This is a genomic window from Fulvivirga ligni (assembly GCF_021389935.1).
Classification (GTDB): domain Bacteria; phylum Bacteroidota; class Bacteroidia; order Cytophagales; family Cyclobacteriaceae; genus Fulvivirga; species Fulvivirga ligni.
Genome location: NZ_CP089979.1, coordinates 3,007,824 through 3,033,535, shown reverse-complemented (window position 1 = coordinate 3,033,535; position 25,712 = coordinate 3,007,824). Strand labels below are relative to the sequence as shown.

Annotated in this window: 27 protein-coding genes; 13 read left to right on the top strand and 14 right to left on the bottom strand. The window is 39.6% G+C overall.

Annotated features, from left to right (window positions below; all coding sequences use genetic code 11):
• The 8 genes from LVD16_RS12960 to LVD16_RS12925 form a co-directional block, all read right to left on the bottom strand.
• Positions 1-1,017: a DNA topoisomerase IB gene (locus LVD16_RS12960; RefSeq protein WP_233774371.1), complete on the bottom strand. Its 1,017-nt coding sequence runs from the start codon at positions 1,015-1,017 to the stop codon at positions 1-3.
• Positions 1,018-1,022: 5 nt separating this feature from the next.
• Entirely contained in the window at positions 1,023-2,363 is a 1,341-nt protein-coding gene (locus tag LVD16_RS12955) for a dihydrolipoyl dehydrogenase family protein (protein WP_233774370.1), read from the bottom strand.
• Between the two features lie 2 nt (positions 2,364-2,365).
• Positions 2,366-3,259 (bottom strand): mechanosensitive ion channel family protein, encoded by an 894-nt coding sequence (locus LVD16_RS12950; RefSeq protein WP_233774369.1) that lies wholly within the window; start codon positions 3,257-3,259, stop codon positions 2,366-2,368.
• A 15-nt stretch (positions 3,260-3,274) separates the two neighbouring features.
• Positions 3,275-3,772, bottom strand: a complete 498-nt coding sequence (locus tag LVD16_RS12945) for a hypothetical protein (RefSeq protein WP_233774368.1) — start codon at positions 3,770-3,772, stop codon at positions 3,275-3,277.
• Entirely contained in the window at positions 3,769-4,185 is a 417-nt protein-coding gene (locus LVD16_RS12940; RefSeq protein WP_233774367.1) for an arsenate reductase family protein, read from the bottom strand. The genes LVD16_RS12945 and LVD16_RS12940 overlap by 4 nt, the downstream gene beginning before the upstream one ends.
• A 12-nt stretch (positions 4,186-4,197) precedes the next feature.
• The gene (locus LVD16_RS12935; RefSeq protein ID WP_233774366.1) at positions 4,198-5,112 is read right to left on the bottom strand and encodes a mechanosensitive ion channel family protein; all 915 of its coding nucleotides are present in this window, start codon (positions 5,110-5,112) and stop codon (positions 4,198-4,200) included.
• 75 nt (positions 5,113-5,187) lie between these two features.
• A complete protein-coding gene (locus LVD16_RS12930) occupies positions 5,188-5,373 on the bottom strand; it encodes a CsbD family protein (RefSeq protein ID WP_233774365.1) in 186 nt (61 codons plus the stop codon).
• Between the two features lie 48 nt (positions 5,374-5,421).
• Positions 5,422-5,691, bottom strand: coding sequence for a YtxH domain-containing protein (locus tag LVD16_RS12925; protein ID WP_233774364.1), 270 nt, complete (start codon positions 5,689-5,691; stop codon positions 5,422-5,424).
• A gap of 297 nt (positions 5,692-5,988) precedes the next feature.
• Here LVD16_RS12925 and LVD16_RS12920 point away from each other — a divergent pair, with 297 nt between their 5' ends.
• Positions 5,989-6,309: a hypothetical protein gene (locus tag LVD16_RS12920; protein ID WP_233774363.1), complete on the top strand. Its 321-nt coding sequence runs from the start codon at positions 5,989-5,991 to the stop codon at positions 6,307-6,309.
• A 119-nt stretch (positions 6,310-6,428) separates the two neighbouring features.
• On the opposite strand, the gene LVD16_RS12915 is transcribed toward LVD16_RS12920, so the two are convergent.
• From LVD16_RS12915 to LVD16_RS12905, 3 genes are read right to left on the bottom strand one after another with little or no spacing between them, the layout of a single operon-like run.
• Complete coding sequence (locus tag LVD16_RS12915) at positions 6,429-9,095, bottom strand: BamA/TamA family outer membrane protein (RefSeq protein WP_233774362.1); 2,667 nt, start codon at positions 9,093-9,095, stop codon at positions 6,429-6,431.
• Between the two features lie 17 nt (positions 9,096-9,112).
• Positions 9,113-10,312 carry a Pycsar system effector family protein gene (locus LVD16_RS12910; RefSeq protein ID WP_233774361.1) on the bottom strand — a complete coding sequence of 400 codons (1,200 nt, stop codon included), beginning with the start codon at positions 10,310-10,312 and terminating at the stop codon, positions 9,113-9,115.
• Between the two features lie 28 nt (positions 10,313-10,340).
• A complete protein-coding gene (locus LVD16_RS12905; protein ID WP_233774360.1) occupies positions 10,341-10,631 on the bottom strand; it encodes a GNAT family N-acetyltransferase in 291 nt (96 codons plus the stop codon).
• Between the two features lie 212 nt (positions 10,632-10,843).
• Here LVD16_RS12905 and LVD16_RS12900 point away from each other — a divergent pair, with 212 nt between their 5' ends.
• Positions 10,844-11,101 carry a DUF4235 domain-containing protein gene (locus LVD16_RS12900; RefSeq protein ID WP_233774359.1) on the top strand — a complete coding sequence of 86 codons (258 nt, stop codon included), beginning with the start codon at positions 10,844-10,846 and terminating at the stop codon, positions 11,099-11,101.
• Between the two features lie 55 nt (positions 11,102-11,156).
• Here LVD16_RS12900 and LVD16_RS12895 read toward each other — a convergent pair whose 3' ends face one another.
• A complete protein-coding gene (locus tag LVD16_RS12895) occupies positions 11,157-11,594 on the bottom strand; it encodes a ferritin-like domain-containing protein (protein ID WP_233774358.1) in 438 nt (145 codons plus the stop codon).
• A gap of 116 nt (positions 11,595-11,710) precedes the next feature.
• A complete protein-coding gene (locus tag LVD16_RS12890; protein WP_233774357.1) occupies positions 11,711-12,310 on the bottom strand; it encodes a methyltransferase in 600 nt (199 codons plus the stop codon).
• A 109-nt stretch (positions 12,311-12,419) separates the two neighbouring features.
• On the opposite strand from LVD16_RS12890, the gene LVD16_RS12885 reads away from it, so the two are divergent.
• The 8 genes from LVD16_RS12885 (at position 12,420) to LVD16_RS12850 (ending at position 22,230) form a co-directional block, all read left to right on the top strand.
• Positions 12,420-13,361 (top strand): DUF8428 domain-containing protein, encoded by a 942-nt coding sequence (locus LVD16_RS12885; protein WP_233774356.1) that lies wholly within the window; start codon positions 12,420-12,422, stop codon positions 13,359-13,361.
• A 119-nt stretch (positions 13,362-13,480) separates the two neighbouring features.
• On the top strand, positions 13,481-16,564 hold the full coding sequence (locus LVD16_RS12880) for an AbfB domain-containing protein (RefSeq protein WP_233774355.1): 3,084 nt from the start codon (positions 13,481-13,483) through the stop codon (positions 16,562-16,564).
• Positions 16,565-16,703: 139 nt separating this feature from the next.
• Positions 16,704-17,567, top strand: coding sequence for an SGBP N-terminal domain-containing protein (locus LVD16_RS12875; protein ID WP_233774354.1), 864 nt, complete (start codon positions 16,704-16,706; stop codon positions 17,565-17,567).
• 167 nt (positions 17,568-17,734) lie between these two features.
• On the top strand, positions 17,735-18,592 hold the full coding sequence (locus LVD16_RS12870; protein ID WP_233774353.1) for an SGBP N-terminal domain-containing protein: 858 nt from the start codon (positions 17,735-17,737) through the stop codon (positions 18,590-18,592).
• Between the two features lie 16 nt (positions 18,593-18,608).
• Positions 18,609-19,475, top strand: a complete 867-nt coding sequence (locus tag LVD16_RS12865) for a leucine-rich repeat domain-containing protein (RefSeq protein ID WP_233774352.1) — start codon at positions 18,609-18,611, stop codon at positions 19,473-19,475.
• Positions 19,476-19,492: 17 nt separating this feature from the next.
• Positions 19,493-21,004 carry a leucine-rich repeat domain-containing protein gene (locus LVD16_RS12860; protein ID WP_305039001.1) on the top strand — a complete coding sequence of 504 codons (1,512 nt, stop codon included), beginning with the start codon at positions 19,493-19,495 and terminating at the stop codon, positions 21,002-21,004.
• A gap of 114 nt (positions 21,005-21,118) precedes the next feature.
• Positions 21,119-22,000 carry a gliding motility protein GldB-related protein gene (locus LVD16_RS12855; protein WP_233774351.1) on the top strand — a complete coding sequence of 294 codons (882 nt, stop codon included), beginning with the start codon at positions 21,119-21,121 and terminating at the stop codon, positions 21,998-22,000.
• A gap of 2 nt (positions 22,001-22,002) precedes the next feature.
• Entirely contained in the window at positions 22,003-22,230 is a 228-nt protein-coding gene (locus tag LVD16_RS12850; RefSeq protein WP_233774350.1) for a hypothetical protein, read from the top strand.
• Between the two features lie 43 nt (positions 22,231-22,273).
• Here LVD16_RS12850 and LVD16_RS12845 read toward each other — a convergent pair whose 3' ends face one another.
• Entirely contained in the window at positions 22,274-23,089 is an 816-nt protein-coding gene (locus tag LVD16_RS12845; protein ID WP_233774349.1) for an alpha/beta hydrolase, read from the bottom strand.
• Between the two features lie 85 nt (positions 23,090-23,174).
• Between LVD16_RS12845 and LVD16_RS12840 the strand changes: the two genes are divergently transcribed.
• The 3 genes from LVD16_RS12840 to LVD16_RS12830 all read left to right on the top strand — a co-directional run bounded on the left by LVD16_RS12840 (position 23,175) and on the right by LVD16_RS12830 (position 25,684).
• Positions 23,175-24,158 (top strand): tetratricopeptide repeat protein, encoded by a 984-nt coding sequence (locus tag LVD16_RS12840; RefSeq protein ID WP_233774348.1) that lies wholly within the window; start codon positions 23,175-23,177, stop codon positions 24,156-24,158.
• Entirely contained in the window at positions 24,158-24,994 is an 837-nt protein-coding gene (locus LVD16_RS12835) for a helix-turn-helix domain-containing protein (RefSeq protein WP_233774347.1), read from the top strand. The genes LVD16_RS12840 and LVD16_RS12835 overlap by 1 nt, the downstream gene beginning before the upstream one ends.
• Positions 24,995-25,069: 75 nt before the next feature.
• Positions 25,070-25,684 carry a class I SAM-dependent methyltransferase gene (locus tag LVD16_RS12830; RefSeq protein WP_233774346.1) on the top strand — a complete coding sequence of 205 codons (615 nt, stop codon included), beginning with the start codon at positions 25,070-25,072 and terminating at the stop codon, positions 25,682-25,684.
• The last annotated feature ends 28 nt before the right edge of the window (positions 25,685-25,712 follow it).

The following is a 25,712-nucleotide window of genomic DNA, read 5'->3' as shown; positions in this document are numbered from 1 at the left end:
CTATATGATTTTCAAAGCCAGCTGTTCTGCTTTTGATAATTCACTTTTATATTTTAAACCATTAAGGCTCTTTTTTGTATAATGTCCTACGCTATTTTTCATCAATACATCCATTACTTTGGGATGAATGTAGTATTCACGGCATACTGCCACTGTATTACCCAAAACTGACGAGACCTTCTTTACCAAAGCTGTTTCAAGCTTTTTACGAGGATTCTCTTCAATTTCTTTCCTGGCCTCATCAATATTTTCAATGGCCAGAACGGTACCACCCCAGGTTCTAAAATCTTTTGCGGTAAAGTATTCTCCGGTAATATCTACCAGGTACTCGTTCACATCATGAGAATCTAGCCTGTGCGATTTCTTTTCGCCATCTAGATATTTAAATATTTCATAGCCAGGCAGTTCTGAAGTCTTTTTGATTAGTTTTATCAATTTCTTATCTGTGATATCAATTTCACGCTGCTTGCCACTTTTAGCTTTAAAACCAATAACCAGATGGCCATCCTTCTCTGTGATATGCTTTCTTCTTAGTGTGGTAAGGCCGTAGGTTTTATTCTCATGCTCATATCTTTTGTTCCCGATTCTGATGTAGTATTCATCCAGCATCATCACTATGAGCGCAAGAATTTTCTCTTTAGGCCAGCCTTTTTTATTGATATCCTCTTCTATCTTCTTTCTGATCAGAGGTAATTTTTCTCCAAACTCCTTTAATCTGCTGAATTTGTTCTTCTGCTGATATTCGGTCCATTTAGTGTGATAGATGTATTGCTTTCTACCTTTCTCATCATAGCCGGTAACCTGCAGGTGGCCATTCTCTTCCTGGCAGATCCATACATCTTTCCACATAGGAGGTATAACTAGCTCTTCTATTCTTTCAATAGCCGATGTATTGGTTATTTTATCCCCATCGCAATCAAAATACTCAAACCCCTTGCCCCGCTTTTTCCTTGTAAAGCCCTGGCAATCATCTGATATATAATGAATGCCGTGAGGACAGTTGCTCTTCCTTTTCATGACTTCTAAATCATTTTTCTAATTTCTGCAAAGGCACTGGGATAACTTAAAAAGGTCTTTTTCAGATCATGTACGGAGAGATTATGTTGCATGGCCATGGCAAAGCCATTGATTACCTCATCCGCCTTTGGGCCTAGAAGGTGCGCACCCAGAATATTTCCTTTTTCACCTATAAATAACTTGTATCCACTTAGATTTTCCTGAAGGCTACGTGAGATAAGACCATGACTGGTATCTCCCTGATGCGTTTCATACTTTAAGCCTTTGTCCATAATCTCCTGCTCCTGCATACCTACAGAGGCCAATTTTGGAGAAGTAAAAAGCACAAATGGAACACCATCATAAGAAGTCCGCGATTTATCATCTGAACAGACGTTGCTAGCCACTACCCTTCCTTCATAATCAGCCACAAGTGTGAATGGATAACCGGTGTCTGCCACGTCTCCTGCTGCAAAAACATGATCATTAGACACACTTTTCATGTGTTTATTTACTGTAATTCCTTTCTTAGAATGCTCCACATTTGCGGCCTCCAGATTTAAACTGGCCACATTTGGCATTCTACCACCACCATGCACTACTAAATCACATTCTACCTCTTCCATTACTCCTGCATGCTCGCCGCGCACCAGATAATGTTTACCCTTCTTTATTACTTTCTCTACCTTAAAGCCAGTCCTGATATCGATCTTTTCCATTTGGAATAACTCTACTAGCCTTCCGGCCAGGAAATAATCAAAGCCTGACAATGGTCTATCAGCTGCTTCCAGCAGGCTCACATTACTGCCTGCTTTTCTTAATATTTGTGCAAATTCAAATGCTATATAGCCTCCGCCCACGAAGACCACTCTTTTAGGGACTTCATCTAACTCCAATAATTCATCGCTACTTATTAAATGTTCAAAGCCTTCTATGGGCAATTCCATGGGCTTAGCTCCTGTAGCAATAGCTATTTTATCTGCCTGATATTTTTCTCCATTCACCTCCAGCGTATGCTCATCTACGAAGCTGGCTGTTCCTTCCAAAATGTCAATGCCCTTTTTTAGCAATCCCTGCTTTGTATTCATGGGAATAAGTTCGGTGAAGGACCTCTTAAAATGCATGAGAGAAGACCATTCCAAGTCTACATTTACTTGTTTGATCCCTTTGCCATTCAGATGGCAGGCGTAGCGTAGTATTTCTGATGTCACTGCCAGCACCTTTTTAGGAGTACAACCTTTCAAGCCGCAGGTGCCACCAAACTCATGGTCTGCCACAGCCACATTCTTACCCATTTCCTTACACTTATCAGCAATGCTTGCTCCTGCCGGTCCACTGCCTATCACTATCACATCGTACTTCTTCATTCTTAATCGGTTTTTATGGGCCTGTTATCTCTTATCGATACCGGAATAGGCTGTCCTTCCTGGTAAATTTTCAACTCAATAATATCTGCTGGCATGGTAAATCCTTCCTTGCTCAATCTATTTAGAACCTGCTGCATCACTGTGCTCTTTAACACCGTAGTGGAGCCAAGGAAATCATAAGTATTGATCCAGAAATGGATTTTTAGATTGATGGTGCTGGTGCTGAAGTCATTGATAATTACAAAAGGTTCTACACCTTCTGCATGGGTTATGTTTTGCATAGCGCTCAGTTCATCAAGCGTTACCCGGGTAGCCTCAGCGATATCATCTCCATAATCCAGACCTACTATAAAATCATGACGCATAAGACCATCTCTGGTGAAATTGGTAAGAGGCTGCTTGATTAAAATAGAGTTAGGGATGAAAACATCTCTTCCGTCAAAGGTGCGGACATGGGTATTTCTAAAGCTCAATGCCTTCACTGAACCTGTTATATCGTTAACCAAAATGATATCTCCAATTCTGAAAGGGCGGCTAAAGGCCAGGAAAAAGCCGGAGAGAAAGTTCTCGCCAATATCTTTGAAAGCAAAACCAATGATAAGGGCAGATACACCTGCACCTGCCAGAAGGCCACCGGCAGCTTTACTCAGGCCTAATTGATTGAGGAAAATAACTATTCCTATAATGAGGAAAATAAGGAATATCACTCTGCCTATGAAGTTAGCAGTGAGCTTATCTCCTATTCTCACTAAAAGCCTACGCTGGGCAAACCTTCTGAGCAATACACCAAGCGCTATAAATACAAAAAGGAGCACCACCCCGATGGTGATCTCCGGCACTCTGTCTACAATGGCAATCCAAAAATTATTAAAGGCATCTACAATTCTTTCTTTCATGAGGGTCAGGGTTGGCTAGTAAGCCTCTTCGAGATATTCTTCGTGTTGGTCTAGTTTAGTTTTAAGGTCTTTTAATGCGCCTTGAGTATTTGTAGCAATCTCACTCCAGTTTTGTGCTGTGGCAGCTTCCAGCTTTTCTTTTCGAGCTTGTAGCTTTATTTTTTCAACCTCAAGCTTCTCTTTGATGTTCTCTACTTCATCTTTGGTATCACCATGAAGTTCTTCCACATGCTCGGCAATGTCCTCCAGGTGCTCATCTATCTTTGCCAGATAATCATCCACCTGCTTTACAAGGCCATTCTTGTCTGCAGACCAGTCTGTGGAGCCTTCCGTTTTGACCTCTGTGCTACCATCATCAGTCATGACTGGCTTTTCAGAAGACGGCTCTTGCACTGTTTCAGAGGATGTGCTCTCAGCATCAGCATTTTCAGACTCTGAACTCTGCTGGCATTGCAGAAATAAGGCTGCCATGAAGGCAGCCATTATTGTTATTCTATGGATCAGCTTACTCATACTTGCTTTTCAAATGCATTACCCTTCTCAGATTTTACACCTTCTATTTCAATGCCTTGCTTCACAAAGCTGTAGGCTGAATCAACGAAAAAGGCTTTTTTACCTAAGTAAGCTATAGGTGTTTTAATGGCCTGCGGGTTCTTAGACAAAATAGTGGTCAACTCAGAGTCATTGATGCTCTTGCCTTTCAGCTCGTTCATGTAGTACTCAGAGTTTTCATCTACCAGCTGTACCACCGCTACACCCATATCATCAGCTATTTCTGCTAACTGGGTTTCAGTGATCTTCACTTTGTTTACATCTTTATCATTCAGGGCAAATCCATCAATAGAATCTGCGTACCCAAAAGCTTTTCTATCTTCTTGTTTTTCAGAATTATATATAAATAAAATCTCTTTTTCTTCCGCTTTCATAATCGTAAATGTTTAGTTAGAGTTAGATGCCTCTCCAGCAAGCTGTAGAGACATTTCTGATAGTTTTTCACCTCCCTTAATCCCAAAATCGAGCGTACGAATAGGGAATGGAATGGTGATTTCATTTTCGTCAAATGTATCTTTTATGGCCATGATGGCTTTGTTTCTCATAGCCAGAAATCCTGGCTGATCTGGGTATTCGATCCAGAATCTTACAAAGAAGTTTATAGAGCTACTGCCAAATTCATGATAATCAAAAATGACATCATCAGATCTGATCAGTCCATCAAGGCTCTTTATTGCTTTTAATACTAATTGTTGCACCTTGCTTAGGTCGTCTCCATATGAAACACCTACTTCAAGGTCTATTCTGCGCTCACCTGTAATGGTGTAGTTGATAATAGGGCTCTGTAGTACATCCTTGTTAGGCAGATATACCTCCTGGCCCTGAAATGTTTTCACTGTAGTTACCCGCAGGTTGGTTCTTACCACGGTGCCCATATAATCTGTTATAGACACGATGTCGCCAATTTTAAATGGCCTTCTAAAAGCCAGTATCACACCGGATACAAAGTTGGCGGCGATATCCTGAAAGGCAAAACCCAGCGCTAAACCAACTACTCCTACTCCTGCCAGGAGCGAGGTAACAGCGGTTTGCATTTTTAATACACCCAGTATGATGAAAAGGCCCAGGCCAATCACCATATAATAAATCACTGTGGCGAATAAGTTTTCCAGAGCTTTATTATTACTGGCTCTGTGAAATACTTTAAGGATTAAATTTCTTGTTATTTTGGCTAAGACCAAAAAGGCAATAAATATCAAAAGGGCTACTGCCATATTGGGCAACATCCCTATGAATGTGTCTAGCCATCCGTTAAGTTTGTCAAGTACCTGATCTAAGGCATTTTCAAAGTTAAATTTCATCTATTAAGGCTTAATAACATGCAGGTAAAAAGAAACCTGCGCAGCGTAATGCCACGCAGGTTATCTGGCTTGGGTTTATAGAGCTTCGATCTCTTTTCTCAATTCGTCTTTAGTCTTTCCAGTTTTCTTTTGCACTCTTCCTAGCATTTCATCATACTTACCTTCTGCAAAAGTCAAATCGTCATCAGTAAGTTCTCCATATTTTTGTTTCAACTTACCTTTCAATTCGTTCCAGTTTCCTTTAATTTCTAATTCACTCATGACTGTATGGTTTTAGATTTTTTAATTTGATTTCAAAAACTACTAAGCTTAGTTAAGCTTAGCAGTGTCTTTTACCTTAGCGAGCTTCTTTTTACCTTCAGCAGTATACTCGTCTAATAAAGTGTTATATTTTGTTTTTGCAGCATCAAAAGATTCTGCCAAAGATTTGCTTAAAGACTCTCTGAATTTATCAGACTCTTTACCTAATTTTTTTCTTGTTTTGTCACCGCTTTCTGGGGCTAATAAAAGTCCTGTTAATGCTCCTGCGATGGCTCCTGCTGCAAATCCTGCTATAATTTTAATGTTTGTATTATTCATAATTGTTTCACTTTAAAAGTTAATAATTAGCTGTTTCTGACATTACATATGAAAAAGACATACCAAAAGAAAGTTAAAATCATAATTCACTGAATATCAATTATTTAATAAACAAATCAACCATTATTGACCCATAACACCTCTTATTCAATGTATAACATATTCCACAGTTTGTAGAAGATTACTTGGGTGAGCTGGGGAGAAACAGGGCAGATAAACGCGCTAGCTGACATTAGTCACTGGCATGAGATTGGTACTAATTGAATAAACATTAACTAATATTTAAATTAAACTGATATGTCTATTCATAATTTAAAACCAATGTCTGAAGTGATGACTGATCTTAGAGAGAAAGGTTATACTGATGACTTTAACTATAGAGATGGCGAATTACACAATGACAGCCAAAAGAAGGTTTATCAACCGAAAGAAATCACAATTACTGAAGAGTATCGTTTCGAAGGTGAAACCAACCCGGAAGATTCATCTATACTATATACTTTAGAAACATCTGCTGGCGAGAAGGGAATTCTAACCAATAGCTACGGTGCTGACAGCAATGTGGAGCTGGAAGAGTTCCTTGACAAAGCAAACAAGAAAGATCACCAAGTGCACTAAGGAAATTATAACACAGATAAGTGGAAGAAGGGCTATTTCGCAAGAAGTAGCTCTTTTTTTATGCCAACAAAAAAGGAGACCTGGCCGGGTCTCCCTTTTCTATCTATTAACAAACTATATTAAAAAAGAAATCCTAGATTAACGTTATACATGTTTTCATAATCTCCTTTGGTATAAGTGGCTGTAAATACCCACTGGCCTAAAGGCGCCAGCCATATTCCTCCACCTACACCTGTATGCCACTCATCTTGTTCTGCCACATCAGACCACACTCTTCCTTGATCGAAATGACCTGAAATACCGAACTCAAATGGCAAATAGTAGAACGGCACTCTCAATAACCGCATTCTTATCTCATTGTTTTGATAAATGCTACTTCTTCCTGAAAATCTATCTCTACCATATCCTCTTACTGTTCCCAGTCTGCTCAAACCTGCATTTCCACCTATGGTACTAGCCTGATAGAAGGTATAATCTCCCGAGATACTTTCCCCTCCTATTCTCACTGCCAAAGTAGTTTCTAGAGGTATATCAATGGTGTAATAAGCTCTTAACTCACTGGCAATCTTACTCATGCGGCTGTTGTCATTATTCAACTCTGACAGCCATGTGCTTTCAGTAATCCAGCGGATACCTTTCTCGGGCTTATTCAGTATTTTGGTAGTATTGACATCAGCCTTGAAAGCGAATCCGGCAAAGTGGCTCTTGTTAAACACATCCGGACCTAATAAATCAGGATTATCCTTCAGGAAGTTATCATCACTGCTTCTATGAACCTTACCATATTGATAAGCCGGCCCGAATTTTACTGATGAAAGCTTTCCTGGCTTGTAAGTAAGCCCAGGCGAGAACCATACTTCCTCATAACGAACCCTGTAATACATGTCATCATCCACTGTCTTTTCAGTGCTATTTCCATAACCATAGAAGTTAGTGAAGAAGTTCGGAGCTCGCGCGAAAAGGTTAATGCTCAATCCTAAATCTCCGAATAGCTCGGTGAAGTCTCCCTCATACTCAAAATTCCAGGCTGACGTACTTGGAGCATAGTTCGCCACAATCTTATGCATGCTGGCATATGGATCTTTTCTAAAACCTTGTTTCTTTATGATAGTACCTCCACCTATGAAGAGGCCGTCATCATTGTTTAACCCAAAATACAAGGTTGGTCCGAAGTAGTCATATTTAAAGTCCTTGAAATCATAGCTATTAGCGTCCTTATCGGCTGATAACAACACTTTCGTTTCCTTACCGTCTTCTACCTCATTCTCTTCGTCTATATCATCATAGTAAATGGTTTTTCGTTTTAACCCGGAAACTTTACTGGAGTCCTGAAGCACATCTTCACCTTTACCTCCTATTATTCTTACTAATGGCCCCTTATTGCTTTTGCCTGATATATAAAAATGATCGTCATCCGCTAAACCATAAAGCCTTACTTCCTTGGTTTCTCCTGGTAGGAATACTCTATGATAGAACCTTCTCTTTTTCTTACCACTACCGTTAGACTCATACACATTTACCTCTGTGGTATTATTCTCATGTCTGATAATCTCAAAGGCCTCTTCTTTATCGCTACCTAAAATATCTACTTCCTTCGCCAGTATTTTATAGTACCTTTTAGCAAACTCTGGCAGGTTAGCTCTCCTTGCCTTGAGTATTCTTATAGTGCGCTCACCGGTTAATGCAAATACCGTATCTGGCATCTGATGAATGGCGTTTTCTATCACCTCATCAGTAAGTCTTTTTTGTAAATCTTCGGCCAGAGCTACCCATTCTTTTTCTGACATTCCTGTTAAGAAACGTCGATCTAAATAACGGCCGTTGAAATTTAAGCCTGCAATGTCGCGCACATCTGGTTGAAAATCTTGAAACTTTCTCAGCGCCCATTTTCTGTTAGCTATGGTGGGAAAGAAGCCATCGAATTTGAAGAACATGTTATCTCTATCCTCAGGTATTGGCCTGAAGAACGTTTTACCATCTTCATCTTCCAATTCGGACCATCTAAACTGGCCATCATGTCGATCCCAGTCACCAATCCACATATCAAAGAGCCTGTTTCTTAATAGATTAGATTCATCAATGTAATTATCATTATCATCACGCAGATCTTCCATTACGGAGTTAGTGCTTACGGCATTTTCTGTACCTCCGAAGCTTTCATAGCCTTCCCAGTTTTCATCGGCATCTTCTTCCAGCATTACTAGTGTGCCGCCAAAATCCTTTCTAAACTCACCCAAATCGGGTGTATCCGGCAAGTAGAATATCTGAGGATTAGTATGATATATGCCGGCTGCATCTCCTAAAGATGGTAAAATGAAAGCTGCATACGGATTCGATGCACTGATCTGATCCTGCACAATGTCATCTGCAAATGAATACTGGAGCGCCGTGGGCAGTGTGGGTGTAGGATCTTTCTGCAATGATCTGATAGAATATAGTCTACCATCTCCACCTTCCACTTTTAAAGAATAGGTTTGCATACCTCCTCCTTTATCCTCCAGCTTCAGGCCACCTTTTACTTCATTGATGTTCAGAATGGGAACCTTTACCGGAGCCAGCCACACATCTCTGTAGTGGTCTCCCAGCATAAAGCGTTTGAACTTGCCCGCCTCATATAGCTTACCTGCTCGCACAGTTACTGAATCAGGGCCGTTATGTTCAAGCACCTCCTGCTTCACTGATTCGTTATGGCTATACTCAGATACTTTACAGGAGCTGAGTAAAATAATATATAAAAAAGTAAGGCCAAGTTTTAAGTTGGCCATTTTTTGGGATCTATCTCGCATGTATAATCTATGATTTATCAACCGCTGGTGTAGAAAAAGATAACTATAAAGGCTACCACGGTAATGCTGAGGCCAGCCATAAAAATGTTATATGATATACTTAATAAGCGGTATTTTTCCTTCAACACTATTCCTAAATTGTAAAGGTCTACTGACATACTTTCGTAGAGCCTTTTTTGATCTTTTTTCAAATTATTTAAATATTGAACAAACTCTTCTTTAGGCACACCCTGGAAGTTTCCAAAGTATAAAAGACTGATCTTGTTCTTCTTTACGTCATTTAAATCAACGTTTTTCTCTGTTACTTTCGGTCTGGCAGATAGCACGGCAAAAACTACAGAGGCTAAAGATCCTACCAGGAGAATGAGAATCGGTATCGTAAAACGCAGGCTTTCCACAGCAAATCCATCACTTATTGACAGGCTGGCTCCTGATAAAGTAACAATCACCGATATTAAAATGGTGTTGATACTTATCATCATATTGGCCTTGCCATCTGCAATAGCACTGAAATTAATATGGTTTCTATAATTAGCCCTGTAAAGCGTATCTATTCCTCTACCAAAATCCTTACCTGTATTTTGCCTTATGGTAACTTTGCGGGCCTTCAGTATGTTCTGACGCTGCTCTTTTATATTCTTAACTCTGCGCTTTTCAAACTCACTTTTGGCCACTTCTGTAATGAATGTGTTAGACACCAAAAAGTTATACTGATGCTTTTCCCATTCCAGTTCAGAGTAAGTCTTGTCCAAGTAATTCTCCAGCTCTACACGCAGTAATTCACCCTTTCTAAAGAACCTTTTTCGGCCCATGTGTGCCATATCCGCATCATGCAGTAGCTCTTCAAGGTAGTTTTCTGGCTTACTGGCCATCACGGTACTGAGAATAAGCTTTTCTACCTGGTCAATCTTATCCTGAGGATACCCCTCCTCTTCTAAAAACTTCTTGGCATAAACTACACTTTCAGCCTCATGACCATTATATTTTTTGATATATCCGGTATCATGAAACCATGCAGCTATGATAAGTACCTCTTTGTCTTCTTTATTTAAATCGGCAGCATCAGCTAGTTTCTCAGATGCCTCCACCACTTCTGTGGTATGGGCAAGGCTATGATAAAGCAGTTTGGTGGAGAGCTCTTCCTTAAATAGGGCTACGATGTGCTTCTCCGCTTTTTTTAAAATTTTTAAGTCTTCCTTGGTTGATTCTTCTGACATATAAATAAAACTGATTTAATAAGGCTTATTAAACAGCCTCTTTCCATGAAACGCATCTGAACTCAGGATGTTTAATCATGTAGTTTTGAACAAACTCGCACCCAGGTATGATTTCTATATGCTCCTTCTGAGCGAAAATCAAGGCATTGTATACCAAATTAGTGGCTATACCTCTTGCTCTGATCTCTTCAGGAACGTAGATATACTCTAAATCCAACACTTGTGGAGCCACTTGCTTAAACTGCAAATAGCTTTCTTTACCATCTATTACTGTGGTAAATCTTTTGGCTGGCATGTCTAATCTTACAGTGCAATTCATAATTTATCCGTTTAAGTTGACAAGCAACTACTGTAAAAAACATGCCAACACGTTTCTCTCTTATTTTTTCAAACATTCATTCTTGAGAAATTCCCTAAGTGTGGCAGTAAATCCCCACATAAATTCCCCAATGAGGCCCCTATGATTTGCCAGTAGCTTGGAACGTAATTTGACCTCTATAAAATTGAACGATCTATAAAAAACACCAGACCATGAATAAAAAACGAAAAAAACAGATATTAAGTAATATAGTATTTCCAGGAATAGCCATTGCAAGTAGTTTTGCTTTACGCAGACTGTTTGATTATGGATATCAGAAAGTAAGGAAGGAAGATCCTCCTAAAACAATTAGACAAAATAGCTATGATACGGCACACGTAATTATATGGACTGTGGCCACCAGCGCTATTGCAGGGCTAGGAAAATTGCTGGCTGAAGATATTGTAGAAAAGAAATGGAAATTGGATTAATAAAAAAGGGTGTTGATTGAATCAACACCCTTTCATTTTAACAGCCAATTATCACTTACACAGTTTCTCTTTCAAATTCCGTCAATTGGTCAATAGAACCAGCTATTAAATGTCTTTGTTGTTTTAGCTTTTCTTTGATATACTCTGGCACATCAGCATTCAGCGCTTCGTCATAAACTTTCACAGCTTCCTGCTCACCATACTTGGCTTCTTCTATAATTTGATGGTCTTCTTTCTTAGAAAAAGTTGATTTGATATCTAACCAGTTTCTATGGAAATATCCCTTAACAGTACCAGAATCTTCTAGCGTAATGCCTTGGTCTCTTACATCATTCTTAAGTTCTTCTATAAATAGCTTTCTCTGCTGAGCCAGTCTATTGAAGATGGTTTTGAACTCCTCGTTATTAATTTCTTCAGCGGCCCTTTCATATCCTTTAGCACCATCATGACAAATATTTATTACGTTCTGAATAGCTTGTTTCTCGGTATTCATAATATTTCTATTTATGTTCTAAATCTTAAACTAATTGATTTAAGAGAGGCACAAACTATTCCAAGTGGCTAAAAACCACTATTTAAGGCTTTTCGAATAATAAGATGTTGAAATTTCTAGTCATTGTGTGTAGTGAGATAACCACTTTTCACAATTGAGAAGAATAACTCCCTTCCCGCCCTTGCAGGAATAGAATTATAACATGGCTCAAAAACCTGTTTATCAAAGGCTTGAAAATGCTCGAGGTATTCTTCCATAGTACCTCCATAAGGTGGATTGGTACTAAACTCTCCGTGAAATAATAGGCCTACAACCTTTCCTCCCGGCTTTAGTAGTTTATGACACTGGTCTGCATAGCGCTGTCTGAGAGAAGGATCTAGCGCGCAGAAGAAAGTTTGCTCTATAATAAGGTCATATTTATCTTCATGCTGAAAAAAATCAACATGGAGCAATTGGTGAGATGGAAAGTCAGGGTTTCTTTTTTCAAAATCTTCCAATGGTGCTTTAGATATATCTGCCATGAAAACATTGGTAAATCCATTTGCATATAAATAGGCTACTTCATGGCCGTAACCTGCTCCGGGTATCATGATTTTCAAAGATTTATCTTCAAGCTGATCAAAGTACTCTTTTAAGGGAGTAGTGATCTGAGCTACATCCCACGGCGTATCATGAGACTGATACCGACCACTCCAGTAATTTTCATCCAGACACATAACAGTAATAGTATTAAAGCGTTATATCCCACAAATGAATGATAAAAAGTTGAATTCTATTAAATAAAGAATAATTTTACGGTCTAATTGCTAAAACCTGGTTAAACCTATGACAGAAATTAAAACCACTAACGATAAAACTACTTCTACCCCACCACCAAAGAAATCAAGTAAGAAAACAGCTATAGTAGTGGCTATTCTTGCTGTAATCATTATTCTTCAGGGAGTTAAGATTTATTTGGACCATCAGGAAAGTGTGGCCAGAGACACTGAGCTTACTAATACTGAAGAAGAACTGGCTACTACCATGCAAAAGCTAAGTGATATTAGTGCAGAGCTGGAAGAGAAAATAGCTCAGATTCAAGAGCTAGGTGGTAACGTAGATGAACTTGAAAAAGCTAAGGCAGATATTGAAGCAGAGCTTGCAAGAACACAAAAAGCAAACAGAAGCACTATTAGAAGTCTAAAAGACAAAGTAGGTGGCTATGAGACCTTATTGAAAGCTAAAGATGAGGAAATAGAACACTTAAAAAGTGTGAATGACGAGCTTCTTACTGAAAACACCTCTTTAAAAACTGAAAAGAACCAACTTTCTGATTCTATTAACAGAATAAAACAATCAAGCGAAAAGCTAGCGGATAAAGTGGCTGTGGCCTCTCAACTGAAAGCTGAAAACATTGAAATCTTCGCTGTTAACAACAAAGGAAAAGAAAGAGATTCTCCTTTTAAAGCCCGCCAAATTGATAAAATCAAGGTGGTATTTAATATTGCAGAAAACAAGGTGGCTCCTATAGAAGGTAAAGACATCATAGTAAGGATTGTAGATCAAAACGATCAGGTAATCTTTGATGTAGCCAAAGGATCTGGCACCTTTATGGTTGATGGTAAGGAGGTTTTCTACACTGCCAGCCAGGAAATATTATTTGATAACACTAAGCAGCAGCTTACTTTTGAATATCAAAAAGGCTCTGACTGGGAAGATGGTATATACACTATGGAAGTTTACACTGATGAGTACAGAATGGGTGTAAAACAATTCGAAGTGAAATAATAAAGTCTTTATAAATTCTAGAAAAGGCTGGTTCTGAAAAGAGCCAGCCTTTTTTTATGCGTATATTTAACGTGTGAGATAATCACATAATTTTATTTTTCAACCTAAATACCAAACCAATGATTAAAACACCACAACAATGGAGGTGGTTGGTCTATGCCTTTATCTGGCTATGTACCCTTACTACTTCCTATGGTCAGATTAGCTGGCCACAAAACCAATTGCTACCTTCATTTCCCTCTACCGCACCTACGCAAGATCTGATTATCCTGAGGGAGACCTCACAAAGTTGGGAAGCTGAAGGCCCCGCCTTAGGCCATAACACCGGTCATATTGATGGGGATGGATGGCTATGTCAAACAGGAATAGATGCACCTAACCAGCACATGATTTACGGCCCTTATGTAACTACTTTACCTGCAGGCGGAAACACAGCTAACTTCAGGATAAAAGTAGACAACAACACCGCTAACAATGATCCTATGGTGACCATTGATGTCAGAGATGCCACCACAGGTCAGGGATTGGCCTCCAGAATTATCAATCGTCAGGATTTTGCTACGGCTTCAACCTATAATGACTTCTCATTACCTTTTACCATTCCTGCTGATGGTCACTCCATAGAGCTTAGGGTGTTCTGGCATGGTGGGGCCTACATAAAAGTAGATCGCCTCTGGGTGAATCGTAGCCAATCGACTGATGAGATGGTGCTCTTTGCCTCACTGAAAGGTATTGTAAACAAAACACAACCTCGTATATTTTCTTATGAGGGTGATGCCTTTGCAGAAGGTCAGTATACCTGGCTAAATTCATTGGGCTTAGGCTACAATGAGCCCGCTGACAAATGGGACCTGATCAGCAAATACCTGAATGAGATAGATGGCATTATTGTATATGATAATGGCCAGCCCCACACTATCAACCTGGCCACCACGCTGGCTGCTAACCAAAATGCGCTTGTGGTAGCTCCCTCTCTGGTAAGCAGGCTCACATCAGCACCTTATAATCTGCCCATAGTCATGGACATGCGTGGGCAATTTACCAGCAAACTTCAGGTATACCAGACCTTATTTAACAATTACTGGTCTGGACTTGACAAAAGAGTGCTCATAGGCTTGAACCCCAATGCACATAAAGCTGCTTTAAGAGAATATGCCACTGCGCTCGGTGCTGCCGTAATATGGCTGGATCCTAACGTTTCAGGAGAAAGCGAATTACTCAATAATTTTCTAAGCTCTATGCCAGCAGGAGCTAATTATATGGGCTGGTGGCCAGAAGAAGGCCCCGGTGTGGAAAGGGCATCTAACTATGGTATTGCCACCATTGCCAGTGACTGGTCTACCAACCTTACGGTTCACAGTGGTATGCCCAGAACAGTAAATGTTTCAGCGCCTCCTGCCAAGCCAGCGCTTCAAAACAAGCTATATGTAGCCTTTATTCTGAGTGATGGTGACAATTTACAATATGTTGAGCACCTCATGCGTAAACTATGGAATAACCCTGACAGAGGCTCAGTGCCTATTGGCTGGACACTTTCACCTGCTATGCTGGACGCCATGCCAGGAGCATTGAACTTTTATTATCAAACGGCTACTAATAATGATAATCTGATTTCCGGTCCTTCCGGTTATGGGTATTCATACCCTAACAGCTATCCTAATGCAACCTCGCTAAATCGATTTGTCACTACTACCGAAGACTATACCAAAAGAGCTGGTTTCAGGGTGGTGACCATTTGGAATACCATCACAGGTGGTATTAACCAAAATGTAGGACAGAGCTTTGCCAACCATGCTCCCTCATTACTTGGATTAACAGCACAGAATACCGGCGGTGGCCTCAGCATTTACAACAATAGCATGCCCGGCATGGCACTATCCTGTAATTATTGCACCAATGAGCAGGCCATGAAGGATCATATTGGTTATGCCTCAGAAAACTGGGACGGCAACTCTCCGAGATTTATCATCATACAGGCTCAGCCCTGGCAGGGAGTAACGCCTACCAGCTTTAAAAATGTGGCTAATTCCTTGAACAGCAATTATGTAGTAGTTAGACCAGACCATATTTTTCAGCTCATAAGAGAAGCAAACGGACTGAATGTAAATCCAGGAAATGGTTTGCCTGAGCCCCCGGAAGGCTATTCTGCATGGCAGTCACATAATTTTTCGGATAGATATATCAGACATGCTTCTTCCAGAGGCAGGATAGACGCCAACATCTCTCCTGTAAATGATGCCTACTGGAAAATGGTACCAGGCCTGGCAGGTGCAGGTGTGTCATTCCAGTCAAGAAACTTCCCTAACAGATACCTCAGGCACAGAAGCGGAGAAGTATGGCTGGATGATTATGAAAATACCGATGGTTATAAACAAGATGCCACTTTTTATCTCAGGGCTGGCCTCGCAGATGGCTCAAAACAGTCTTTTGAATCATATAATTTGCCGGGAAGTTATATCAGGCACCGTAACTCCGAGCTTTTTGTGGAGTCTATTTCAAATGATTTGGGAAGAAATGATGCTACATTCAAACAACTGGGGGGCTCAACCTCTACTTTCTCTATTCAAATAGAAGGAGAGAGCTTCTCGCTGCAATCGGGCATACAGGTTGAAAGTTGCGTAGAAGGTGGCAACAATGTTGGCTATATAGATGCAGACGATTGGATGGTTTATGACATCAATGTACCGGCATCAGGTAGTTATATGGTGGAGTACAGGGTGGCCAGCCCCAACAGCACCGGAACTTTGCAGCTTGAAAATGCAGGCGGTTCACCTGTTTATGGTACTGTAAATATTTCAAATACAGGAGGCTGGCAAAACTGGACCACTGTTTCTCATACTGTTAACCTCAATTCTGGTCAGCAACAGCTGGCTATAAAGGCCACCGCTGGTGGATGGAACATCAACTGGCTGCGTATAAGCTCCAGCTCGGCAGCGGCCTATGCTCGCGTGGCTCAAGAGGACGATATAGAAGGGAATAAAGACTTGAAAATTTATCCCAATCCTTCCACCCACACCTTGAATATTATTGGATTACAAGAGTCTACTCACATGGAGATATTCGATCTTTCTGGGAGCAGAATTTCAAGTACCGTAATAGAGCCGGGGCAGTCGATTGACATCAGTCAACTGAAAGCTGGCACGTATTTAATTCAATTAACAAACATAAATGGATCTTTTGTGAGAAAATTTATAAAAAAATAAAGGATAAAAAGTGCCTCATGTGTTATTGTTTCTTAATTTGAAAGTAATTATTGAGGCATTTTTTATTACCAATATTACATATCTCCTAAGTTAGGATATATGCCTTCTAGCCGTTGTTACAATTAAACCTAAATCAATCATGAAGAATCTTATGTTTATTTTGTGTACAAGTCTCATCTCATTTTCAGGCTGCGGTTTTGAGGATGACGGCCCTGCTCCAGTAATGCTCAGTAGTAAAAAGGAATTATTATCCTTTCAATTTCTCATTAAGGATAACCCCATTACTTACAATACCATCGGTGAAATTGACAGCGTAGACCAATCAGTACTTATAGTTTTGCCTGGTTCTACTTTAAAATCATCATTGGTTCCTCACATTGTGGTTTCTGAGGGGGCCACTGTAGATTTACTAGGGGCTTACAACTTCAACTCTGCTGTTAATTTCACAGTTACTGCAGAAGATGGCTCCACCAAGAATTATGAAGTTACCGTGGTAAATGAAAAAGAGGCCCTTATGAAATTAGCAGAGACCTCTCTCCTAACGCCCTGGCACTTTACTATCAATAATCTGGACGAATGGGAAGGCGTTAGCACTAATAATGGCAGTGTAACCGGGCTTCATTTAAGCGAGGTATTGTGCTATGAAATTCCACCTGAGATTGCCTATCTTAAAAATCTGGAATCACTTGTTCTCATCGATAACCCTTTAACGGAATTACCAGAAGAGATTGGGAAACTACAGAATCTTAGATCTGTAACTATTGCCCTTAATGAAAACCTGAATAAGATACCTGCCACCATAGGCCAATTAAAAAACTTACAGAGATTAGCCATATTTGGAAGCACGGATTTAACAGAATTACCCATTGAAATTGCTCAGCTCACTAAACTTTACTATCTGGGACTTTATAACAATGGCGTAACCGTAATACCAGCTGAAATATGCGAAATGGAAGATCTCTATGGTACCGATGTGTACACTGAATCTACCCCATGTGAGTAATTCTTTTTGTAACATATTAAAAGTTAAACCCTAATTGAATAATACTTTATGATGCTTGCAAGGCATTTTTAAGGCATATGTTACATATTTCCTAAAGAGTGTTACATACCTCCTACCCGCCCAAGGGCAGTGATAATAACTTTGTGATTATTAAACCTAAATCAATCATGAAGAAATTTATTTTTATCTGCTGGGCAAGCCTCATTTTATTCTCAGGCTGCGGGTCTGACGATGGCCCAGCCCCAATTATGCTAAGTAGTGAAAAGGAATTATTATCCTTTCAATTTTTAATTAGTGAAAACCCGATTGATGGCAATGTGATAGGTGAAGTAGATAGTGCCAATCATACTGTGCTAGCTGTGCTTCCCGGTGCTACACTGAAGAGCTCATTAGTGCCCCAAATAAGAGTTTCAGAAGGCGCCTCCACCGACATTCATGGAGCTTATGATTTTAATAATGAAATCACCATGACCATCACCGCTGAAGATGGCACTAAATCAGAATATACCATCACGGTAGTGAATGAAAGAGATGCCTTAATAAGCCTATCCCGAGTTGGTGCTGCCTCATGGAGTTCAAGCACCTATGATTTAGAGAACTGGGACGGCGTTACAATGAGTAATGGCTCAGTGGTAGGATTGGATCTCTCCAACAATAATGCATACTATTTACCACCTGAAATTAGATACCTAAGTAACCTTGAGACTTTAATTCTTAGCGAAAACGTTTTGCGTGAAATTCCTGATGAAATCGAAGGCCTGAAAAACCTCAAGGTGCTTTCAGTAGGTTCCAATCCTCCTTTAAGAACGATTTCTCCAAAAATTGGAAGCCTAAGAAGCCTTGAGTATTTGAGATTAGACAATAATCCGAACCTTACTTCCATTCCAACAGAAATTTCGCAATTGACCCATTTATTTCAATTAGACATTTATAGCACTGGTTTAAGCGCCATCCCTTCAGAAATATGTGAGATGGAAGACATGTACGAAACTTATATATCCAGAGGCAGTACCCCTTGCGAATAGCTCTAAAATTATGAATATGAAAAAAACAGCATTTATATTATTGACATTTTTTCTGTTGGCTACAGCCTGCGGTTCTGATGACGATGGCCCAGCCCCAGTTATGCTGAGTAGTGAAAAGGAATTATTATCCTTTCAATTTCTCATTAGCGAAAACCCGATCGGCAGCAATGTGATTGGGGAAATTGACACCCTAAATCACACCATAACAGCTGTGCTTCCAGGTGCCACTTTAAAAACTTCACTCGTACCCCACATTCAAGTATCTTCAGGCGCTACCATTAATGTCTTTGGCGCCTATGATTTCAGCAATGAGAGCACCATCACGGTAACGGCTGAAGATGGATCTACTGCTGACTACGAAGTGAAAGTCATGAATGAAAAGGATGCTCTGGTAGCTATTTACAATGCTAATCCTGACAGCTGGGGGCTAGAATGGGACGTTAGATCGGATGATATAGAGAATTGGGATGGAATTGAAATGGTTAATGGGGTGATCACCAAGTTGACTCTTGGTAACATCGGTTTAACGAATATTCCACCTGAAATTCAGTATTTAAAGAACCTCAAGATATTACTTATTCACATGAATGATTTTGAGATATTACCAGATGAAATAGGTAAGTTGACTAACCTTGAATACTTTTCTTGTGGCATAAACAGTGAGCTTAACTACGTATCTCCTCAGATTGGCCAGTTAAAAAAACTTTACAGGCTACATCTCGATAATTGTCGTCAACTGAATTCTATACCAAAAGAAATAGGCGAGTTATCCAACCTTAAAGGCCTTTACATCAATGGCAATGGACATGGGAGTAATGTACCTGAAGAAATATGTAATTTGAAGGATACCTATGGCACTACCATTTTTGGCGCATGTGATTAATTAAAACATAAAAAAAAATGAAAACTATATATTACCTCAACCTCCTGACATTAATAATACTAACATCGCTCTACAGCTGTAAAAAAGATGACGATGCCCCTACTCCGGTAGAGCTGAATGATGAGAAAGAAATCACCAGCTTTATGTTTGCCAACAGTGAAAACTCTACGCTAAATGGTGACTTGGATTTAACCATAGAAGAATCTTCTAAGACCATTTCAGTAGTTTACACCGGCTGGATAGACAGAACTGCCCTAACCCCTGAAATAGAAATCAGTGAAGGAGCTACCGTTTCACCTACTGGCCCTCAAAATTTCGCTTTCCCTGTAATGTATACCGTTACCGCGGAAGATGGAAGTACTGCGGAATATATGGTGGATGTGAGTCTTGTACTATCAGATAAAGAAGTACTGACAGAAATAGATAATCTGAACCCTGGAAATGAATTGGGATGGGACAGTGAAAATGCTGATTTAAGCAGTTGGAACAGGGTAACCGTCAATAGCGGTGATGAAGTAACTAACTTGCTTTTAGATGAAACAAAGCTAAAATATGTACCAAGAGAGATTGATCAACTTGAAATGCTTAGAATACTCGATCTTGAATATAACGAGCTCACTTTTCTACCTCATGAATTAGGCAATATAACTAACCTGGAAGTGCTCAGATTAAGTGGCAATCAACTTACGGAGCTGCCCGATGAAATTACTCAGCTAACTAATCTAACCACTTTAAACGCATCAGCAAACAGCTTATCAGAACTTCCAGATAATTTTGGAGCATTGAATAAAATCAGATACCTCAATTTGACTAGCAATGATTTCACTGAATTTGATCCTGAAATCACCAAATTGACATTAATAGAAAGCCTTTCATTTTCCGATAATAACATTGGTGACTTACCGGAAAGCTTTAGCAATCTCACATCCTTAAAACAGCTCAGAATGGCAAGTGCAGGTCTCACCTCTTTCCCTACTGTTATCACTGAAATAGAAAGTCTGGAGCTTCTTTGGATGAGTGATAATTTGATCTCTGACTTACCAGAAGAAATGAGCAATTTAATAAATGTAGATTATGTGAATCTTTCCAGCAATGCTTTCACCTCAATTCCCAAGCCCTTAAGCGAGATGCCGAAGCTGGAGAATTTGATATTAACGAGCAATGAAATAGAAACTATTCCTACCTATATTGATGACTTCCCATCTCTTCAGTTTTTGACACTCTGGAGCAATAATATCACCACCATTCCCGAAGAAATGTGGAGTCTCAGCTCATTAACCTATTTGCATCTGGAAAGCAATAGCATAACTCAGGTCTCTACTTCCATAGGCTCAATGACTCAATTGACCTACCTCAATTTAAGAGATAACTCACTGACCGCTATACCAAAGCAGATTGGTCAGCTCACTAATCTTAACACCCTAAACCTCGCGGCCAACAACCTTACATCTATACCTAGTGATGTATGTGATCTTGAAACTTTGCATGGTACCACTATTTACATTGAAGACAATGTGACTTGTAACTGATTGAATATATAGTATGAAAGCCGGTGTATTATAATGAATACACCGGCTTTTTTATTTAAAAAATTGCAACCTTCGTAATTTTCACATGTCTCTAGGTAAAAACCTAATTTACCTATGAAACCTATTATTACCTTATTATTCAGTTGCTTACCGTTTGCCCTCTTTGCTCAATCGCTTATGTCGTCTGATCCAGGTGAGGCTCAATTTATCACTACAGACATAGATAATTTCTGGGCTGCTTATGATAAAATGGACATAGAAAAAAATCCATTTTCTGAATACTTAGACCAGGGTTCCGTCGGCCTCAAGGACTTTATTCCCTACAGAATTGAGAGCGATAAAAACCTTCTAAAAACGGTAAAAAAACGAAAAGACGATTACCTGGCTATTCGCGACAAGTTAGATCTCAGCATCGTTAATCAGAAGATACTTACTTATTATAAGAAGCTAGCATCTCTCTATCCTGAGGCACAATTTCCTACCACCTACTATGTGATAGGGGCTTTCAATTCTGGCGGAACGGCCTCCAAAAATGGCATAATCATAGGAGTAGAAGTGCTACAAGGTCAACTCGCTACGGCCGAGTTTATGGTAGCGCATGAATCTGTGCATTTCAATCAGAACTATCCTAAATCGATCACCTTACTAGGGCAGTGCATAAGAGAAGGGGCCGCTGATTTCATTGCCGGCCTTATGATTGACTCCGACCTCAGTGACCGATATTCATTTCAATATGGCAGTGAACATGAAGAAGAGTTATGCAAGGATTTTACTCAAATAATGAATGACAAAAACTACCATGGCTGGCTATATGGTGGCAAAAGAAAAGAAGGTATGCCGAAGGATATGGGCTATTGGATGGGGTATAAAATATGCGAAGCTTACTACCAGAACGCTGAAGATAAAAAAACTGCCGTTAAGGAAATCCTAAATATTGCTGATTATCAAAGCTTTTTGAGTAAAAGTGGGTACCTTAATTCTTTCATGTCACAGTAATAGTGAAAGAAAACTCTCAAAATAGCGACCTCGATGTTAAAAACGCAGCTGAGGTTCAGCCTCAGTTTACAGTTTGGCTTGGAGCCTTAATCCGGCTGGTATTCTACCTTGGAAAAAGAGACTTCAAAACCATTTACACACCAAAGGCCAGAAAGAAAAACTGGTGGATAGGCTTTATAACGCAATTAACATTAATAGGCGGTTTCATCACTTGCATGATGGTAATATAAATACTTCACCAAAACTGCTTTTAAACAGTTTTGGTGATTTGATTTATTTCTTATTGAACTGAACGTTAAAAAACGCCAGCTGATAATCAATAGCATTACTCCAAAACTCCCAGGTATGTCCGCCAGGGCTTGAGGTAAAACGGTGAGGAATATTATGGTAAACTAGCTTTTCATGGAGCTTTACATTGGCAGCATAAAAGAAATCATCCGTACCACACTCAATAGAAATGGCCAATGAATTAGGCGTAAGCAGGTGAGTCAGTTCAATTACACTGTTAGCCTCCCAATTTTCTGGATGCTCGGCATAAGTGCCTAGTAAACTGGCTAATTCCCAGTTATTTGGAAACGGCTTTAAGTCCACACCTCCACTCATGCTTCCTGCACTGGCAAAAACATCCTGATTTCTGAATGCCAGATAAAGGCCTCCATGACCTCCCATGCTCAAGCCAGTAATGGCACGCCCTTCTCTTTTGGCAATAGTACTATAGTTTTTGTCTACATAACTAACCAATTCCTTTACGATGTAAGTCTCAAATTTCGATTCCTTTTTCACTGGGCTGTCCATATACCAACTGCCATAATTACCATCAGGGCAAACGATAATCATCCCGTATTGATCGGCCAAATCTTTAATCTTAGGTACATTCCTTACCCATTCTTTATAATTACCAGAATAGCCATGGAGAAGGTACACCACCGGAAACTGCTTCTTTTTAGAATAGCTTTTAGGAGTAATCACCACAGCATTGATATCCTTGTTCATGGATGTACTGTGGGTAGTAACAGTATCTACCTCAGCGGCAAAAGCTGTTGTGGAAAATAGGAAAAAGAGTAAAAAATATTTAACGTAGTATTTCATTGCATTAATCAGATTTATCGTGAATAGACAGCCTTAAAGTTGGGAAATTAAATCGGTTTAGCGCAAAGACCTTAAATCTAATTCAATGTTCTGTTCAAATCCTTCTTATCTCTCTATGCAGAGAGCTCTTCACTTCCTTATAATAATAATTAATATTTCGATTTTAACAGCCTGTGCGCAGCCACCTAATGAAGTGGAAAATGCTGCTCAGCTTTTTAATGAGGAAAAGTACAATGAGGCTCTAACTATAATAAATTCTTACTTAGCATCTTACCCCAAAGATGAGCTGGCTTGGACCATTAAAAGTCGCATTCATGCAGCTACCGGCGAGCTAGATTCTGCGGTTTATTCAATAAATCAGGCTACCAAAACTAATAATTATGAAAAGGCTAATATCTATAAGGCCATGATATATCACCAAGCCAATCTCTATTCAGATAGAGAAGCATTGAAAATACTAGAAAAGTATCAGTTTAAGTATACAGATGATCTTGAAATACAATCAATCATAGGCTCACTTCATTATAAAACAAACATGCTCAAAGAAGCCGAGCAGGATTTCGAACTTATTCTAAAACAAAAGCCAAATAATTACAATGCTCTTAGTTATCTAGGTGCAGTAAATAGAAAACAAAATAAACCTGACATTGCATTGGAATACCTGAATAAAGCCATAGACATTGATTCAACCGATTATTTTGCCTTTGAACAACGGGCGTTGCTGTATACATCTGCCAACTTATACGAGAAAGCGATTTTGGATCATAGCAGGCTAATTAGGATTACAAAAAATATCCCTACGCTTTCTACAATCTACGCATTTACCTTCAACAACAGAGGCTTTGCAAAATACAAGCTCGGAAAGTTAGATGAGGCGCTGGATGACATTAATTCTTCCCTGCAATTAGCCCCAGAAAATGCCTATGCTTATAAAAATAGAGCACTGGTACATTTGGAAAAAGGAAATATGGAACTAGCCTGCGAAGATCTCTTTAAATCCTCTTTACTGGGCTTTGAGGAAAAGTATGGTAATGAAGTGAATGCCCTGATACAAGAAAACTGCAAATAATGAGTGATATACCAATTCGCCAACTTTCTGATTTGCCCAGTGATTCACATTTCAAAATAAAAAATCTCCACACCCTCCTATCCAGAAAGGAACTCTCCGAACCATTACACCGGCATAGCTTTTACTACCTGTTGATCGTAGAAAAAGGACATGGTATTCATGCGATCGATTTTGCAGAATATGAAGTCAAGGCAGGCTCCGCGTTTTTATTAAAGCCGGGGCAGGTCCATGCGCTACATATCAATCAACCTGCACATGGTTACATCCTACAGTTTGGCAAAGAACTGCTCTCAACTACCCAAACCAGCCATCTCAGATCACTAGCTCAAAATAGCCCGATTCAACTGAGCGAGGAAAGTCTTCGAAAGGTTATTCTCATCACCAAAAGCATCGAAAATGAGTATTTGGAACAAAAGCAACATTTTGAAGAGGCCATCGGATCATGGATGAACCTTTTGTTTATTGAATTAAATCGTCAACAGAAAAAAGCTGTTTTATCTACCGACCAGACTCATGCACAAGAGAAACTGGATACCTTCACTGAGCTCTTAGAGGCCAACATTCAAACTTGCAAACAGGTATCAGAATACGCTGACAATCTTCATCTTAGCACTTACCAGCTCAATGCAATCACTAAAAAATTAATTGGTAAAACCGCCTCTGGAATAATCAATGAACAAATAATTCTGGAAGCTAAGAGACACCTACTCACTACTAATAACCAGGTCAATGAAATCGCTTATCACCTGGGATATACTGATCCTTCTTACTTTATCAGGTTTTTCAAAAAGCATATGGACCTTTCACCAGAAGCATTCCGCAAGAAGTACAAATAAGTACTATTGTATTTCACATATCTCCTATCCTACCTACCTTTCGCAACCTTACCTTTACCAAAAAACACAACTGATATGTCAAAACAAAAATGGGATGATCGCTACGAAGAAACCGGTTTTGCCTACGGCTCCGCTCCTAATGAATTCTTTAAGCTTTGGTTAGAAAAATTAAGCCCTGGAAAAATACTAATGCCGGCAGATGGTGAAGGCAGAAATGGTGTATTTGCCGCTGAAAAAGGCTGGGACGTCACTAGCATGGATTTAAGCGAAGAAGGAAAAAAAAAGGCAATGGCTCTGGCCATAGACAAGCAGGTGCCCTTGCAATACATTGTTGGCGATCTGAATGACCTCTCATTTGAAGAAAGCAGCTTTGATGCTATAGGGCTCATTTATGCTCACTTTCCAGGCCCGATCAAGTCAAAATTACACCAAAAACTGAATCTATACCTTAAGCCTGGTGGCATCATCATATTTGAAGCATTTAGCAAAAGTCACCTACCCATAGTGCAGCAAAATCCTGCCGTAGGAGGCCCCAGAGACCTGGAGACTCTTTTTTCTACAGAAGAAATAGAAAATGATTTCTGCAATTATGAAAACTTATACCTGAAGGAAGAACTCAATGAGCTATCAGAGGGAAAGTATCATAACGGCACAGGCTCCGTGGTGAGGTTTGTAGGAAAGAAATTATAAGTAATTTGCAATGACTTAAACCACCCAA

Excerpts from the sequence above, each read along its gene's own strand:
- LVD16_RS12960 (WP_233774371.1), bottom strand. The coding sequence starts at position 1,017 with ATGAAAAGGAAGAGCAACTGTCCTCACGGCATTCATTATATATCAGAT.
- LVD16_RS12955 (WP_233774370.1), bottom strand. The coding sequence starts at position 2,363 with ATGAAGAAGTACGATGTGATAGTGATAGGCAGTGGACCGGCAGGAGCA.
- LVD16_RS12950 (WP_233774369.1), bottom strand. The coding sequence starts at position 3,259 with ATGAAAGAAAGAATTGTAGATGCCTTTAATAATTTTTGGATTGCCATT.
- LVD16_RS12945 (WP_233774368.1), bottom strand. The coding sequence starts at position 3,772 with ATGAGTAAGCTGATCCATAGAATAACAATAATGGCTGCCTTCATGGCA.
- LVD16_RS12940 (WP_233774367.1), bottom strand. The coding sequence starts at position 4,185 with ATGAAAGCGGAAGAAAAAGAGATTTTATTTATATATAATTCTGAAAAA.
- LVD16_RS12935 (WP_233774366.1), bottom strand. The coding sequence starts at position 5,112 with ATGAAATTTAACTTTGAAAATGCCTTAGATCAGGTACTTGACAAACTT.
- LVD16_RS12930 (WP_233774365.1), bottom strand. The coding sequence starts at position 5,373 with ATGAGTGAATTAGAAATTAAAGGAAACTGGAACGAATTGAAAGGTAAG.
- LVD16_RS12925 (WP_233774364.1), bottom strand. The coding sequence starts at position 5,691 with ATGAATAATACAAACATTAAAATTATAGCAGGATTTGCAGCAGGAGCC.
- LVD16_RS12920 (WP_233774363.1), top strand. The coding sequence starts at position 5,989 with ATGTCTATTCATAATTTAAAACCAATGTCTGAAGTGATGACTGATCTT.
- LVD16_RS12915 (WP_233774362.1), bottom strand. The coding sequence starts at position 9,095 with ATGCGAGATAGATCCCAAAAAATGGCCAACTTAAAACTTGGCCTTACT.
- LVD16_RS12910 (WP_233774361.1), bottom strand. The coding sequence starts at position 10,312 with ATGTCAGAAGAATCAACCAAGGAAGACTTAAAAATTTTAAAAAAAGCG.
- LVD16_RS12905 (WP_233774360.1), bottom strand. The coding sequence starts at position 10,631 with ATGAATTGCACTGTAAGATTAGACATGCCAGCCAAAAGATTTACCACA.
- LVD16_RS12900 (WP_233774359.1), top strand. The coding sequence starts at position 10,844 with ATGAATAAAAAACGAAAAAAACAGATATTAAGTAATATAGTATTTCCA.
- LVD16_RS12895 (WP_233774358.1), bottom strand. The coding sequence starts at position 11,594 with ATGAATACCGAGAAACAAGCTATTCAGAACGTAATAAATATTTGTCAT.
- LVD16_RS12890 (WP_233774357.1), bottom strand. The coding sequence starts at position 12,310 with ATGTGTCTGGATGAAAATTACTGGAGTGGTCGGTATCAGTCTCATGAT.
- LVD16_RS12885 (WP_233774356.1), top strand. The coding sequence starts at position 12,420 with ATGACAGAAATTAAAACCACTAACGATAAAACTACTTCTACCCCACCA.
- LVD16_RS12880 (WP_233774355.1), top strand. The coding sequence starts at position 13,481 with ATGATTAAAACACCACAACAATGGAGGTGGTTGGTCTATGCCTTTATC.
- LVD16_RS12875 (WP_233774354.1), top strand. The coding sequence starts at position 16,704 with ATGAAGAATCTTATGTTTATTTTGTGTACAAGTCTCATCTCATTTTCA.
- LVD16_RS12870 (WP_233774353.1), top strand. The coding sequence starts at position 17,735 with ATGAAGAAATTTATTTTTATCTGCTGGGCAAGCCTCATTTTATTCTCA.
- LVD16_RS12865 (WP_233774352.1), top strand. The coding sequence starts at position 18,609 with ATGAAAAAAACAGCATTTATATTATTGACATTTTTTCTGTTGGCTACA.
- LVD16_RS12860 (WP_305039001.1), top strand. The coding sequence starts at position 19,493 with ATGAAAACTATATATTACCTCAACCTCCTGACATTAATAATACTAACA.
- LVD16_RS12855 (WP_233774351.1), top strand. The coding sequence starts at position 21,119 with ATGAAACCTATTATTACCTTATTATTCAGTTGCTTACCGTTTGCCCTC.
- LVD16_RS12845 (WP_233774349.1), bottom strand. The coding sequence starts at position 23,089 with ATGAAATACTACGTTAAATATTTTTTACTCTTTTTCCTATTTTCCACA.
- LVD16_RS12840 (WP_233774348.1), top strand. The coding sequence starts at position 23,175 with ATGTTCTGTTCAAATCCTTCTTATCTCTCTATGCAGAGAGCTCTTCAC.
- LVD16_RS12835 (WP_233774347.1), top strand. The coding sequence starts at position 24,158 with ATGAGTGATATACCAATTCGCCAACTTTCTGATTTGCCCAGTGATTCA.
- LVD16_RS12830 (WP_233774346.1), top strand. The coding sequence starts at position 25,070 with ATGTCAAAACAAAAATGGGATGATCGCTACGAAGAAACCGGTTTTGCC.